The organism is Salegentibacter agarivorans, assembly GCF_900113135.1.
Taxonomy (GTDB): Bacteria; Bacteroidota; Bacteroidia; order Flavobacteriales; family Flavobacteriaceae; genus Salegentibacter; species Salegentibacter agarivorans.
Map to the genome: position 1 here is coordinate 63,920 of NZ_FOOH01000017.1, position 14,378 is coordinate 78,297.

13 protein-coding genes are annotated in these 14,378 nt (G+C 36.7%); 3 read left to right on the forward strand and 10 right to left on the reverse strand.

Going from position 1 to position 14,378, the window contains the following annotated elements:
- Window positions 1-113 precede the first annotated feature (113 nt).
- From BM084_RS13020 to BM084_RS13045, 6 genes are all read right to left on the reverse strand, one after another.
- Window positions 114-608 (reverse strand): DUF2231 domain-containing protein, encoded by a 495-nt coding sequence (locus BM084_RS13020; RefSeq protein WP_093305338.1) that lies wholly within the window; start codon window positions 606-608, stop codon window positions 114-116.
- Window position 609: 1 nt separating this feature from the next.
- Window positions 610-927, reverse strand: a complete 318-nt coding sequence (locus tag BM084_RS13025; RefSeq protein WP_093305340.1) for a hypothetical protein — start codon at window positions 925-927, stop codon at window positions 610-612.
- Between the two features lie 92 nt (window positions 928-1,019).
- Window positions 1,020-2,396: a TolC family protein gene (locus BM084_RS13030; RefSeq protein ID WP_093305342.1), complete on the reverse strand. Its 1,377-nt coding sequence runs from the start codon at window positions 2,394-2,396 to the stop codon at window positions 1,020-1,022.
- A gap of 8 nt (window positions 2,397-2,404) precedes the next feature.
- A complete protein-coding gene (locus BM084_RS13035; protein ID WP_075326124.1) occupies window positions 2,405-3,778 on the reverse strand; it encodes an HlyD family secretion protein in 1,374 nt (457 codons plus the stop codon).
- 2 nt (window positions 3,779-3,780) lie between these two features.
- Window positions 3,781-5,445: a peptidase domain-containing ABC transporter gene (locus tag BM084_RS13040; RefSeq protein ID WP_075326125.1), complete on the reverse strand. Its 1,665-nt coding sequence runs from the start codon at window positions 5,443-5,445 to the stop codon at window positions 3,781-3,783.
- Between the two features lie 183 nt (window positions 5,446-5,628).
- Entirely contained in the window at window positions 5,629-6,912 is a 1,284-nt protein-coding gene (locus tag BM084_RS13045) for a Kelch repeat-containing protein (protein ID WP_075326126.1), read from the reverse strand.
- 122 nt (window positions 6,913-7,034) lie between these two features.
- On the opposite strand from BM084_RS13045, the gene BM084_RS13050 reads away from it, so the two are divergent.
- A complete protein-coding gene (locus BM084_RS13050) occupies window positions 7,035-7,685 on the forward strand; it encodes a flavodoxin family protein (protein WP_075326127.1) in 651 nt (216 codons plus the stop codon).
- A 53-nt stretch (window positions 7,686-7,738) separates the two neighbouring features.
- Here the strand turns inward: BM084_RS13050 and BM084_RS13055 are convergent, their stop codons facing one another.
- From BM084_RS13055 to BM084_RS13065, 3 genes are all read right to left on the reverse strand, one after another.
- The gene (locus BM084_RS13055) at window positions 7,739-7,891 is read right to left on the reverse strand and encodes an SsrA-binding protein (RefSeq protein ID WP_075326128.1); all 153 of its coding nucleotides are present in this window, start codon (window positions 7,889-7,891) and stop codon (window positions 7,739-7,741) included.
- A 185-nt stretch (window positions 7,892-8,076) separates the two neighbouring features.
- Window positions 8,077-10,230 carry a M56 family metallopeptidase gene (locus tag BM084_RS13060; protein WP_093305344.1) on the reverse strand — a complete coding sequence of 718 codons (2,154 nt, stop codon included), beginning with the start codon at window positions 10,228-10,230 and terminating at the stop codon, window positions 8,077-8,079.
- Window positions 10,231-10,233: 3 nt separating this feature from the next.
- Entirely contained in the window at window positions 10,234-10,599 is a 366-nt protein-coding gene (locus BM084_RS13065; RefSeq protein WP_075326130.1) for a BlaI/MecI/CopY family transcriptional regulator, read from the reverse strand.
- A gap of 131 nt (window positions 10,600-10,730) precedes the next feature.
- Between BM084_RS13065 and BM084_RS13070 the strand changes: the two genes are divergently transcribed.
- Together BM084_RS13070 and BM084_RS13075 are read left to right on the forward strand one after the other, a co-directional pair.
- Window positions 10,731-11,678, forward strand: a complete 948-nt coding sequence (locus tag BM084_RS13070) for a calcium/sodium antiporter (protein WP_075326131.1) — start codon at window positions 10,731-10,733, stop codon at window positions 11,676-11,678.
- Between the two features lie 122 nt (window positions 11,679-11,800).
- Window positions 11,801-13,987, forward strand: a complete 2,187-nt coding sequence (locus tag BM084_RS13075) for a glutamine synthetase III family protein (RefSeq protein WP_075326132.1) — start codon at window positions 11,801-11,803, stop codon at window positions 13,985-13,987.
- Window positions 13,988-14,128: 141 nt separating this feature from the next.
- Here BM084_RS13075 and BM084_RS13080 read toward each other — a convergent pair.
- Window positions 14,129-14,378, reverse strand: a 250-nt coding sequence (locus BM084_RS13080) for a transposase (RefSeq protein WP_143083661.1), incomplete at its 5' end; no start/stop codon positions are given.

The following is a 14,378-nucleotide window of genomic DNA, read 5'->3' on the forward strand; positions in this document are numbered from 1 at the left end:
CATGTGGAAACTGATTATTTCTTATTTCCGCTTTTCCTTGTTATCAGCCCCACTTAAGCTCTTTTTAATTTGAGGGAGTTTTGGTAAAGCTGATATTATTAAAATAAAGTCTATTAATTAAATTCAGCGCAATCGCCTGATGGTTGATAAACGCCTGCTCCCTGTTGGTAAACTAAGGTGGCGCCTAAATGCCCAACATACATAAGATAACCGGAGCCTATTGATAATGTAACGATACAAAGAATAGATAATAAATTTTTCTTTTGGGTAAGTAATCGAATTCTTGAAAATTTTAATAGATCAAGAAGGAGGGAGGCAGTAAAAAGCCAGGCGGTAATATACGCCAGGTTTTGGTGTTGTTTAAGAACGGTGGGATCACAAATTTTTCGTGAGACAATACCATCGGCTAGATTACCGGTATAAATTGCAATCCAAACTCCTATTGTACCTAATAAAAGTAGTATAGTTCCTCCTTGTTTCCAGACTTCTTTTGCCGAGCCCAGCGCTATTAACTTAAACAAAAAAGCAACTAATAAAATGGCGATAGGAAAATGAACGGACAGAGGATGAAAAACCTCTGTCCGCCAAAAATCAGGTAACTGATTCATTTTATTCCATAATTTTTACAGAAATGGGATCTAAACGTTTTCCCACTTTTTCTACTTCAACTTCAACCTTTTGACCTTCTTTCAATTCTGAAAAATCTACAGTGCTTCCATTTCGGGTTAACTCGGTAGTTTCCTTGAAATACAACTCTAAAGTCTTGTTATCGTTTGTTTTTACGTAAATCTCATCTTTAGAAGGTTCAACCTCTTCTATTGTTCCCTGGTAAGTTCCAGATTCTACGGTATCAGTACTTTCTCCACAAGAAACCATAAAAAGAAAAATGCCTATAAAAGCAACTGAGTTAAAAATTTTACTGATCATAATTTTAATTTTTTGATTATCTAATTTTAAAGTTACAAATAATATGTTTGGATAGAATAAACCTAAAGGAGTAATTACGTGTGCAGTGAAATTTACTGCGCAGGATTTCTCCCCAGGGCCTGCAGGTACTCTGCCTGGGTTTTTAAATATTTAACCTGAAGATCTAATTGCTCCAGCCTGGCCTCTATAAACCGGGTTTCGCGGGTATTTATTAAAAAGATTGAACTTTCTCCAAAATTGAATTTACGCACTTCTGCCTGAAGTAATGCATTAGAATCTACCACCATTTGTTCTGTCATTTCAATTTGCTCTAAAAAGGCCTGAAGTTGTTGTTCCAGGGCATTAATTTTGGCTTGTAACTGGTTGTCTTTAAGGTTTAGCTCTAATTTGGCATCCTGCAGCTCAAATTCGGCTATCTTAAGATCGCCACGTTCCCTTCTTAAAAATAATGGCATAGAAAATTTTACACCCGCTTTGTACGCACTGGCATTAAAAGTTTCAAAGTTTTCGGGTTCTTCTGAAAGGAAATTATACTCCAAATCTATTTTGGGTAATAACTGATTAATGCGATAGCGTTTTTCTATTTGGAGCGCTTCAATTTTTCTCCTGTAAAATTCTAATTGCGGGTGGGTATCTAAATTTGCTTCAGGAATTTCAGAAATTAAAGTACGGAAAACTTCTTCGGTAGTTACGGGTCTTACCTGTTCCTGTAAAATAAGCGGTTGATCTTGGTCCCATAAATAGGTAGAAAGTTCCAGCCGTTTTTTTCTGAGTTCTACAATGGCCTGGTTAGCCTGGAGTCTACGTTTTTGAATATTTAGGCTTGCTTCTACGGTGTCTATCCCTGCAACTTCGCCCATTTGAGCGCCGCGCCTAATTCCGCGATAGCGTTCATTTGCATTCTCTAGAAAATCTTCAAAAATCTGTAATTTCTGGTGCGCTCTTAACCATTCAAAATATACAAACGAAGCATCCAGAAGAATATCATTTATCATTAATTGCTGCTCGGCCCGGCTTTGGTCCCGATAGGCCTGGGCTTTGCGTAAACCCGCCATTCTAGAATTAATCCAAAGTCCTTCTCCCACCGATAAAACTACGCCTGCCTGAAATAAACCGGGTTCTGGCACTTTGTTTTGCGGATTTACATAGGCGCCCTGATTTTGTTGAAATCCGCCTTTTAATTTTAATCCGTACCACATAGGTACCTGTAATTGGGCATCAAGAAGGTCGTAATATTCGGTACCTTTATACTCTTTTTCTTTATAATCTACCTCAAAGCGAGGGTCAAATGCACCTCTTGCTGCCTGTACTTCGGCATCACCTATATTTCTTACCAATCCTGCCTGGCTAACTACAGGATGTTCACTTACTACAATATCTAAAAATTCGGTATAACTCAGGCTGTCTGTTTGGGCAACTGCCGAAGAACAAATAAAGAATAGGATTGTAAAATAGTGTACAAAGCGCATTTATTTGGCTACTTTTTATTATTACTTTTTGCCGCTTGAGATTCAGTATTGTCACCGGTTCCCGGTTCGTAATAGTTAGGGGGGAAACCGTTTAAGTTTCGCCATAATTCATACCAAATAGGAACATTTTCTAAGAGGGCTATAGTTTGCGCACCACTGCCAATTCCTATTTGTTCCGGCCAGGGATTATCATCGGGATCAGGGGCGAGGAGAACACGGTATTTACCATTTTTTGAAATATAATTTTCTACCGCAACTACTTCGGCACCATAAGTACCATAAGAAAGATTGGGCCAGCCGCTAAAAATTATTGAGGGCCAACCATCAAACTGAATACGAACCTCTTCGCCCACATGCATAAGTGGTAAATCTAATGGCCTAACATACGTTTCTACCGCCATTTGATAGTTGGAAGGCATTATACCTACTAATTGCTCTCCTTGTGAAAAAGTTTCACCTAAACCTGCGCGTAGAGCTTTATTTACGTAACCATCCTGGGGTGCAAGAATATAATATAAATTGCTACGCTGTTGGTAATTTGAAAGCTGAATTTGAAGTTTATCAACTTCAGCGCGAGTACCAAATTGGTTGCTTTGAGTGGTAAAAATTTCCTGCCTGGTTTTAGAAATTTTATCAGCGTATTCAGCAGAAATTCGGTTTATTTCAATTTCAGCATTTATTACTTCATTACGGCTGGCTAAAAGTTGATTTTCTTGCGCAATTAGTTGGGCCTGGGCTTCCTGCAATCTTAAACGCCTCGCTTCCAAATCGGTTAAAGATTTTAAACCTTCTTCTTGCAGGGTTTGCATACGTTCAAATTGCGTTTTGGCAATTTCTACCTCGGTTTTTGCTGCTTCCAGTTTAATACTGTCGCTACGAACCTTTAAGCCGGCTTGCGCCAGTTTATTAGTGGCCATACTTCGCTTTAACTCCCGTTCTTGCTGCTGCGCTTCTAATTGTTGCCTAAGTGCTTCTATCTTTTCGTCATAGGAGTCGGCCGATTGGCGTTTGGCGTCTATTTGGCTGGAAGTTCTATTGATTAATAAAGGATCAAAATAATCACTACTCACCTCTGAAATTCTTAAAATAGTATCTCCTCTATTTACAAAATCCCCTTCGTTAATATACCATTGCTCAATTTTCCCGGGGATGGGAGATTGTATGGTTTGTGGGCGGTGTTCCGGGCTTAGCGTGGTAACATTTCCACTAGATCTTATATTTTGTGTCCAGGGTAAAAAGAGAATAATTATAAATAATAAAAAAAGGCCAATTAGCACCTTATTAAATATAGTGTAGTGTTTTCTATTAAAAACGAATTTCCCCGATCTAGAGTCAGAAATATCTATACGCTCGTTTAATTTTTCTTCAGAAATATTCAGCATATCTACAGGGATTTAACGATTTTACCATCCTCTAATTCCAGGCGCTCATCACAAATTTCTTTCCATAAATCATCATTACTGGCTACAATTAAGCTCCATTTTTGCTGCGGATCGGTTAAAAACTTTAATATCCTTTTCTTTTCCTGAGGTTCAAATTTCGTAAAAGGTTCTTTTAAAATAAGTATTGCAGGCTTATTTACAATAGCCCTGGCCAGGATAATTCTTTGTGAAATAAGGGAAGATAAATATCTACCTTCAGGATGAATTTGAGTATAAATACCATTGTTTTGCTCTTTTACAAAATCTTTTAAGCCAGCCTGTTCTAAAGCCCAATCTATATCCTGGTCTGAAATAGATTCATCTCCAAAAGTTATATTCTCCCAAAGACTACCTTCAAACGGAATTTCATCGGGTAATAAAGTCCCTAGATATTGCCGATATTCATTTAAAACAAGGGTGTGCCGGGCGAGATCGTTTACATAAATTTTACCTTTTGTAGGACTAAAAATACCTGAAATGAGTTTTAAAAGACTGGTTCTTCCATTTCCTGCCGGCCCGGTAATTACAAGCGATTTTCCGGGGTTCACTACAAAATTAATTCCCTTTAAAACCGAATAACCTTCCGGCTCAAATGCCACATCTTTAAATTCCAGTTTAATACCATTAGAAGCGTTTACAGAATTTTGATTTTCTGAAGGTTCTAAGGGTTTATCTACTACCTGTCCCAGTTTCTCCAGCGAGGTAAGGGTGTCATAAATATCCTCAAGGCCTCGTATCATTTTCTCTACGGAAGAAATAATTAAGAGAATAATGATCTCGGCGGCTACAAATTGACCAATATTCATTTGTTGGTTTAGAACCAACATTCCTCCAATAGCCAGGAGACCACCGGCTACCAAAACCTTAAAAATAATAAGTTTAATGTACTGAATTTTAAGAACGCCAAAATGCTCTTCCCGTTCCCTCAGGTATTTTTCGGTAAGTTTATCGTTTTTATCCAGCGCCAGCTTGCTTCGGCCAGAAATTTTAAAACTGTTTAAGTTTCGGGCAACCTCCTGAATCCAGTGAGCTACCTGGTATTTGTTTTTAGATTCGTCTAAGCTGGTTTTTAAACCTTTGGCAGCGGTAAATTTAAAGACGATATAAATTAATAATACCAGTAATAGTCCATATAAAATAAAAAATGGGTGATAAAGGGAGAGCAGTATAACTCCAAAAACAACCTGGACTGTGGCCGCCGGGAGATCTAATAAAATTTTGCTTACTCCTTTTTGAACTTTTAGGGTATCAAAAAAACGGTTTGCCAGTTCTGGCGGATAGATATTTTGTAAAGCTTCACTTTTAATTTTGGGAAAACGGTAGGAAAATTCAAAACTGGAACGTGTAAATATTTTTTGCTGAATATTTTCTGCCAGTCTAAGTTGTAGCAACTCAAAAACTCCAACCAAACCTACTGCGAGCGTAACTAAAATCACTAAAATTACCCAGCTGGTACTAACTTTTCCTCCCTGAATTAAATTCACAATAGCCTGTATACCCAGGGGAACTGCCAAATTTAATAAACCCGCGAAAAGTGCATAAAATAAAATATGACTTACATCGCGCTTGTCTAATTTTAGTAAATTCCAAAGTCTTTTTACCGGAGTACCTGGTTTAGTTTTGCTCATTAAGTAATACTATGCAGTTTAAAAAATGATTTTCCATAATATGCAAAAATAATTTTCAAAAGAATTTTTCATTAGGGTTTAATCAAATTTTAACGCTTGTTCTTGCTTTATTTTTGATTAGGTTTCCCGGTATTATATTATTTGGGATGCAAATTTATTCCATTTTATAATGAGGTTAAGGGGTTACTTCTCGTTATTCTTATTCAAGCTTACTTTAAGGTCTTCTTTTTTACCCGCTCTTTTAATAAACAGTTCTCCGGGATTTTGATTTCCTTTTATTTTTAATTCAAATTCTGAACGTGGGGCTAAAATGAATGGGAGACTTTTGTTATTAACAATACTAAAATTATCACTAATATTTATTTCGGTAATTATAATAGCCTGGTTACCTCCTTTATGAGAAATTCTAAGACTTTTTATTTCTTGTTTTGAAAAATCAAGATTGTCTTGTGATGCTTTTAATTCCCCTGCCAGAATAGCATCGGTACTAAAATTAAGGGAATTGTCTTTGGCAAAAACTTCAAACGAATTTAACTCTGGGCCACCACCTCGATTTCCGCTTCCGGCACCAATAATAATTTGCTTATTAATGGTAATTGCCTGGGTGCCGTGCCGGCCTTGTTTTAATGGAGGCAGGCTATCCCATTTTCCATCAGCAAAATTAAAGATTTCAGCTTCATTGTGCGCTTTTTCCTGGGCATCACTTTCACCTCCCAAAATTACAGGCTTATTATCTAAAAGTCCAACTGCCGTGCCGCCTCTTGGCGTAGGAATTTCAGAAATGGTTTTCCATTTTCCCGCATTAAAATCGTAGATATCTGTGGCTTTCACTGTACCGGCAAATCCGTTTCCTTCAACACTTCCAGATTTCCTTCCGCCGGCAACAAAGAGTATATCCCCAGTTATTACTGCTTGAAAGTGATCCCGTTCATTAGGCGAATTTGGAAGTATTTTCCATTTATTTTTATAAACATCATATTCATCAAACCAATTTACCCAACCGGAAGTATGCCCATTAGTAATTCCGTTTATTAGGTATATTTTTTTATCTTTTATTGCAACGCCGGCAGCACCACGTCTACGGTCTTCAGGAATTTCGGGTCCTTTTACCCATAAATTTTCTAAGGGGTCGTAAATATAAATATTAGGAATAGGATCTTCATCTGGCCAGCCACCGGTAAATGCGCCTAATATATATACAAGTCCGTCCAGGCTCACGGCCTGTGTATGGTGAATTTCCAGGGGAGGTTGTGCTCCTTTTTTCCATTTTTGGTTTTCGGTTTCGTAGATATCAATTGGTTTATTACCGCGACCTCCAATTAAAATAAACCGCTTTCCTGCCTGTACAAAAGCATTCTCGTGGCGTTCCTGTGCTTCTCCATTTGCAGGAAGAGTTTTCCAGGATTGAGAATTAAGGCTAATTACCGAAAAACAAAGAATACTAAGTAAAAGGTATTTTTTCATCATAATTAATACTTTATCATAAATATAAGGCTTCTAACAAAACACTAAGGTAGGTTTAACCAAGCCTTAACTGCTTTAAGTCTCCCTTTTTAATAAGTTGCATAGTAAACCATAAAATCTAAATTATGAAACTGAAAGCTTTATTTTTGAATTGTACACTTAAAAAATCTCCCAAAACATCTAATACCGAAGCCTTTATTGAAGAAGCTGAAAAGGTTTTTAAAGGCCTTGATGTTTCTACCGAAATTGTTCGCGTAGTAGACCATGATGTAAAATTTGGAGTTACCTCTGATGAAGAAAATGGAGATGAATGGCCTAAAATTTTAAAGAAGGTAAAAGCTGCCGATATTTTAATTCTAGCTACTCCAATTTGGCGTGGAGATCGGGGTGCCGTGGCTAAAATGGTTGCCGAACGTTTTGATGGAATAATGGAAGAGGGAAGCGAAGAAAACGGGCAATTTCCAACTTATAATAAGGTAGCCGGAGTTATGGTAGATGGGAATGAAGACGGTGCTAAAAAAGCAATTTCCAGTATGGTTTTTGACCTCTCTGAGCACGGATTTACTGTTCCCGTAAACGGATTTTGCTATTATGTGGGTGAAGCCGGGCCCGGGCCAAGTTATATTGAAGCCGAAGGGAATAAACACGAATTCACCAATAATATGATGTTACTTATGGCTCACAACCTGGTGCATTTAGCAAAAACCTTAAAAGAAAATCCGTATCCTACTGATGTGAAAAAACTGGAAGAAAAAGCTAAAAAAATGAGTAAGTAGGGGAAACTTGAATATATACAGGAAGCTCTTAAGAATTGTCTTAAGGGCTTTCTTTAGTCTAAAGAATTCCTGGTAACCCAGGATTTCCAGCCAATAATTGCCATTTGTACTTTACTGGCTTTTCTTAGATCCAGTTCTTTTTTAGTGTAGCTGGGCAGAACCTTCTTGTTAAGTTTAGAAAGTGCTTTAAAAAATTTCTTTTTCATTTTTGGTTGGTTTACTCGATAATCGAGATTTAAATGCGCTGAGGTTTGCCTCAATATTCATATATTCAATTCTTCCTGAATTTGCCTCAAAGCGGTTTACTTCAAAGATATTGAAAATCAGGTAAAAGAAAAAAGCAGGGAATTAGCCTGCCTTTAAATTCAAATTTAAATCAAAAGAAAAATTATTATTTATCTTTTTTAGTAGTAATTTCAATAACCCCGTCTTCGGCATCTTCTCCATATTTTTCTAAAGCAACTGTACCTTTAAGAACATTAATTTTTTCAACATCTTCGGGTTGTAGTTTTTCTTCCATAAACTCTGCACTTTCCTTTTTTCCATCAATTATAACTAGAGGCGAAGCTTGCTTATGCCCATTCGTGAAAATATTGGCCTTAACAGTATAGCCTGTTGAGTTATCTGATTTTTTATCTTCTTCATATTTATGAAAAGCGTTTATATCTTTGGAATTAGAAAAACTTAAACTTTTGCCGGTTATTATTTCGTAATCTGTTTTCTTTTTGAATGTTTGAAATCCGACTGAATGAGCTTGGGTTTTTATCACCTTTTTTTCAGTTTTCTTTTTAGATTTATCCAAAACCCCGGTAGTAATAATCACCGCCCCATCTTTGGCGTCTTTCCCATAAAGAGAAGTTGCGTTTTCGCCTTTAAGAACATTTACACTTTTAATAAGATCTTTATCTATTAACTCAACAATTTCTTTCTTACTTTTTTCACCGTTTAATATATAAAGGGGATCGCCGGGGATTTCTTGAGGATTTTTAGAGTTTTCGCGTAACTTTTTATTTTTGTTTTTTTTCTTCCCCTTAAAATTAGTTTGGAGGGAAATTAAACTCGGTGATCTACCGTGTTCTATTTGTAAGAATTCGCGTTTGGTTTCAGAATCCTCTTTATCAATTCTCTTTAATTCATTCTGTAAATTATCGATGATTCTTGCATTATTGGCAATAATTGCTCCGTCTTCGGCTTCATTTCCATATTTTGCCTTTGCTTCCTCAGCTAAAGAAATACTTATTCCTTGCTTAGAAATATCAAGGTGTTTCCCGTCTAATTCTTTAGAAGTATATTTCTTACTGTCTATAATATATAAGGGATGTTTCCCTAGTTTACCTAAAGCACTTCCGTTAGAAGATATAGCGCCTTTTTCCAAAAGGGTATTGGCTTTCCTAAAACCAGTTTCTTTTTTATCTGTAAAGATTTCAAAAGATTCAATTCCTTCTGTATCGTTGGTTGAGAAAGTTCCGGTTTCGTTGGTTTCTTTGTTTAAGAAGGAAACTTTTATACCGGTAAGTAGTTCGTTGGAATATTTAATTTCTGAAAACTCCAGTTCAACATTGAATTTCTGAAAAATTCCAGAAATTTTTTCCAGACCTTCCTCTTTAGAAAATTTTGTAATTGTAGCTGAAACTGATTTATTTACTTGAACAGTTTCTACAGGATTTTCAGATTTTTTTGTTTGGGCCTTGGTCTTTACATTAAAAGCGAGCATAAAAGCCAGGACAAATGGAAAAACAAGGCTTAGTTTCCAAAGCCCGGTATTTTGAGATGATTTTTTATTCAACATAAGAATTCGTTTTTTGATAAATGACTGGTAAAAATGATTGGTAAGTGCAGGTTGTAAATTTGAAATTGAAACTTTTACCAAAGCCTGCTGATAAGATTTTTTTGCCCCCGAAATAGCCACCGTCTCCCTGTCGGCTATATATTCCAGATTTTGTTCAACGCTTTTTTTATACAACCAGCTTAACGGGTTAAACCAAAGTAGGGCGGTAGTAAGATTTGCTATTAGTATATCTATAGAATGCCATTGCGCCGCGTGTATCTTTTCGTGTTGCAAAATCATTTGCAAATCTTTTTCTGAATGCGCCGCAGGATTATAAACAATGAATTTAAAGAATGAAAACGGACTTACCGTAGTATTGGTTGTAAGAAAATTAAAACCATCTATTTTATGAATTTGGCTTTTTTTAATAAGTTGCCAAATGTTGAAAAGCTGCACAAAAATTTTTGTTAGGAAAGACAGGGCAACACTTAAATAAGCAAGACCCAGGACTTCCCAGGCGCCAAAATTGGATGCTATATTTTCTGAAGTAATATTTGTGCTTGCAGGAAACTCGTGGAAGGGAAAGTTATTAGCTTCTACCATCACTTTCCGGGTAAAATAAATTGCCGGTAGAACTGCTGAAGTTAAAATTCCACCCATGAGAAAATTACGATTTATCTGGAAACTGGTTTCCTTTCTTAGTAAAATAATATAGGCCAGGTAAAAAATACTTAGCAAACCGGCGCTTTTAAGAAGATAGGTTAAGAATGCTTCCATAAGTTATTCTTTATTCTCCTTTTCTATAATTTCCAGGATTTCGCGAAGTTCCCTTGCGCTAATCTTTTCTTCTTTAGCAAAAAAGGAAACCATGCTCTTATAAGAATTATCAAAAAAACGTTTTGAGGTGAGACTCATAATGTGTTTCCTGTATTCTTCTTTAGAAATTATGGGATAGTATTGATGTGTATTTCCATAAGCTGTATGGCCAACAAAGCCCTTGTCTTCTAAATGTCTTACAATAGTTGAGACTGTATTGTAATGATATTTTTTATCCTGTATGAGCGGAATAATTTCTTTAACAAATGCTTTCTCCAATTGCCAGAGAATACGCATCACTTCTTCCTCTTTATTAGTTAATCTTTTCATTTTGATTTTGTTTGGTTATTTCAAATATAACGAAAAATATAGTTTAATTACTAATTAAGTAGTTTCTTTTTGATTTATGATGCTTTTAAGTTTAGCTCACAGGATTATTTTATCTTCGCAAAAAAAATTAGATGAGTATTGTTTTTATTCTTATTGGGCTTGTTTTGTTGGTTGTAGGTGGAGAATTTTTGGTTAGAGCTTCTGTAGCGCTATCTTTTAAGTTCAATATTTCCAAAATGGTAATTGGTTTAACGGTGGTATCGTTTGCTACATCGGCTCCCGAGCTTCTGGTAAGTTTACAGGCTGCACTAAATGGTTTTTCAGATATTTCCCTGGGAAATGTGATAGGTTCTAACATTGCCAATTTAGGTTTGGTACTGGGTATTACCGCCATAATTACCTCAATTTCTGTAGACAGGGAGTTTTACCGGTTTAACTGGCCGGCAATGATGCTTTTCTCTATTGTACTTTATTACTTTTTATATACCGGTGGACATATTTCGCGATTGGAAGGTCTCTTATTATTTATAGGTCTTATCGTTTTTCTAATTTTATTAATAAGAAGGTCTCGTAGAAAAACTGAAATTGCAGTTGAGGGAATAGACGACTCACTTAAAGAGACTTCAAATTTTAAAATGATTATCTGGTTACTAATAGGAGGCGTGGCACTTTGGGGAGGTTCAGAATTACTGGTAGATGGTGCTGTAGACCTGGCAACAATGTTGGGAGTAAGTGAAAGAGTAATCTCTGTGACTATGATTGCAATTGGAACAAGTGTACCAGAACTGGCAGCATCGGTTATTGCAGCTTTAAAAAAGGAAAAAGCACTTTCCCTGGGGAATCTTATAGGATCTAATATTTTTAATATTGCTTCGGTTTTGGGAATCACCGCAATGATTCAACCTATTTATATTCAGTCAGATCAAATACTTACCAACGACATTTTCTGGATGATTGGGATTGCTTTTGCCATTGCTCCGCTAGCTTTTTTACCAAAACGCTTTCTTTTCAACAGGTATAAAGGTGTGATTTTATTCGTAAGCTATGTAATTTTTACGGGTCTTGCATTTTTGGGTTAATTTTAAGGGGGTGTATTAATAAATACATAAAAATTTAAATCAGAGGCTTGATTTTTAACGGGGTGTCTGTAAAAATACATACATTTGGTAGCTGAAATTTAAAATTTATCAAACACACCAATATGTCAACTTTACGATTTGAAGCTTTAAAAGAAACCTTTAACCGCAAGCCGGTTAAGATTAAAGAGCCGGCCAGAAGGTCTGAGCTTTTTGGAACAAATGTGTTCAACGAAGCCTCCATGAAGCAATACCTTACCAAGGAAGCTTACGAAAATGTGATGGAAGCTATAAAAACCGGTAAGAAAATTGACCGTAGAGTGTCAGACCACATTTCTACTGGGATGAAAGAATGGGCCATTTCAAAAGGAGCTACCCATTATACACACTGGTTTCAACCATTAACCGGCGCAACGGCTGAAAAACACGATGCCTTTTTTGAAACTCAGGCCGATGGTTCTGCAATAGAAAAATTTGGTGGCGGAGCTTTGGTTCAACAAGAGCCAGATGCCTCAAGTTTCCCAAGTGGAGGAATTAGAAATACTTTTGAAGCCCGTGGTTATACTGCATGGGATCCTACTTCTCCAGCTTTTCTTTGGGGAACAACGCTTTGTATACCAACGATCTTTGTTTCTTATACAGGTGAAGCTTTAGATTATAAAACACCTCTTTTAAGAGCATTACAAGCTGTAGACCAGGCAGCAACATCCGTAGCTAAATATTTTGATAAAAATGTTACAAAAGTAACCGCTACTTTAGGCTGGGAGCAGGAATACTTTCTTATTGACTCTGCTTTGGCCGCTACGCGTCCAGACCTTTCTTTGGCAGGGCGTACTTTGTTGGGACATTCTCCTGCAAAGGGACAACAATTAGACGATCACTATTTTGGTTCAATTCCTTCAAGGGTATTGGCCTATATGCGAGACCTGGAAATTGAGTGTATGAAACTTGGTATTCCGGTGAAAACACGTCATAACGAGGTTGCACCAAACCAGTTTGAGCTGGCACCAATTTTTGAAGAAGGTAACCTTGCCGTAGACCATAATTCATTAATTATGGATATTATGAGCAAGATTGCCGAAAAACACCACTTTAAGGTAATTCTTCACGAAAAGCCATTTGCCGGTATTAACGGTAGTGGTAAACACAACAACTGGTCTTTAGCCACAGATACCGGGACAAACTTATTAGCACCGGGTTCTACACCAATGAAGAACCTTCAATTCTTAACTTTCTTCATTAATATTATTAAAGCAGTACATGATAACGAAGAATTGTTAAGAGCAGCTATTGCAAGTGCATCTAACGATCATAGGTTGGGAGCAAACGAAGCACCGCCCGCAATTATTTCAGCATTTATTGGATCTCAGTTAACCGAAGTATTGGATGAATTAGAAAAGGTAACCGACGGAAAACTATCTCCGCAGGAAAAAACCGAGCTAAAACTTAATGTAGTAGGTAAGATTCCGGAAATTTTACTGGATAATACCGATCGTAACCGTACTTCATCTTTTGCCTTTACCGGTAATAAATTTGAATTTAGAGCTGTTGGTTCTACTGCAAATTGCGCTAACCCAATGACGGTTATTAATACCATTATGGCCAAACAACTAAATGACTTTAAATCTGAAGTTGATGAGTTGATTAAAGGCAAGAAAATGAAGAAGGATGATGCTATCTTTAATGTACTTAGAGAATACATCAAGCAATCTAAGAACATTCGTTTTGAAGGAGATGGTTATGGTGAAGCCTGGGAGAAGGAAGCTAAAAAACGTGGCTTAAGTAATAATAGAACGACTCCACAAGCCTTAAAAGCTCAAATTTCTGAGAAAACAATCGCTCTTTATGAAGAAATGAAGGTGATGAACAAAGTGGAACTTGAAGCGCGTCACGAAATTGAACTTGAAGATTACGCGATGCGAATCCAGATTGAAGGTAGAATCCTTGGAGATATTGCCAGAAATCATGTTATCCCAACTGCAGTTCGTTACCAGAATATCCTTATAGAGAATGTAGAAGGCCTGAAGCATATTTATAACGAAGACTTCAAGAAACATTCTAACGAGCAACTGGAACTCATTGAAGAGATCTCTGAACATATTGCTAAGATCAATAGCGGAGTTAAAGCTATGATAGAGGCCAGGAAAGTAGCTAATAAGATAGAAGATTCTGAAAAACGAGCCTTCGCTTATTGTGATGATGTAAAGCCTTATTTTGATGAAATAAGATACCACTGTGATAAATTGGAACTTCTGGTAGATGATGAGCTATGGCCGTTAACTAAGTACAGAGAGTTACTTTTTACCAGGTAATTTTAAATATATAATTATAAAAGAGGCCGTCTAAAAAGTATTTAGATGGCCTTTTTCTTTATAAATGTTTTGTAAGAGGAAGCGATTCTTCTTTTTGTAAATCTTCTTTCTGATAAAAAAAGGCAAAGCAGCGCCCCCTTGCTATGCGATACTGAATTTTCTTAAGTTGTGCGCCATAGCTATTAATCCTATCTCAGTAGTTACTTTATCCATTCCCCGCAACATAAACCGCTTAAAGCCCATATTTTGCTTGATATTTCCAAAGACGGCTTCAACATCCCAGCATCTTCTTTTGCGATGTGCTATTCCCTCTTCACTTAGCAGTAGGTTCCTGGCCTTTTCCTTGAGGCGAATCAGGTTGTGATTACGTTCGAGAGTCCTGTTCCCTTTG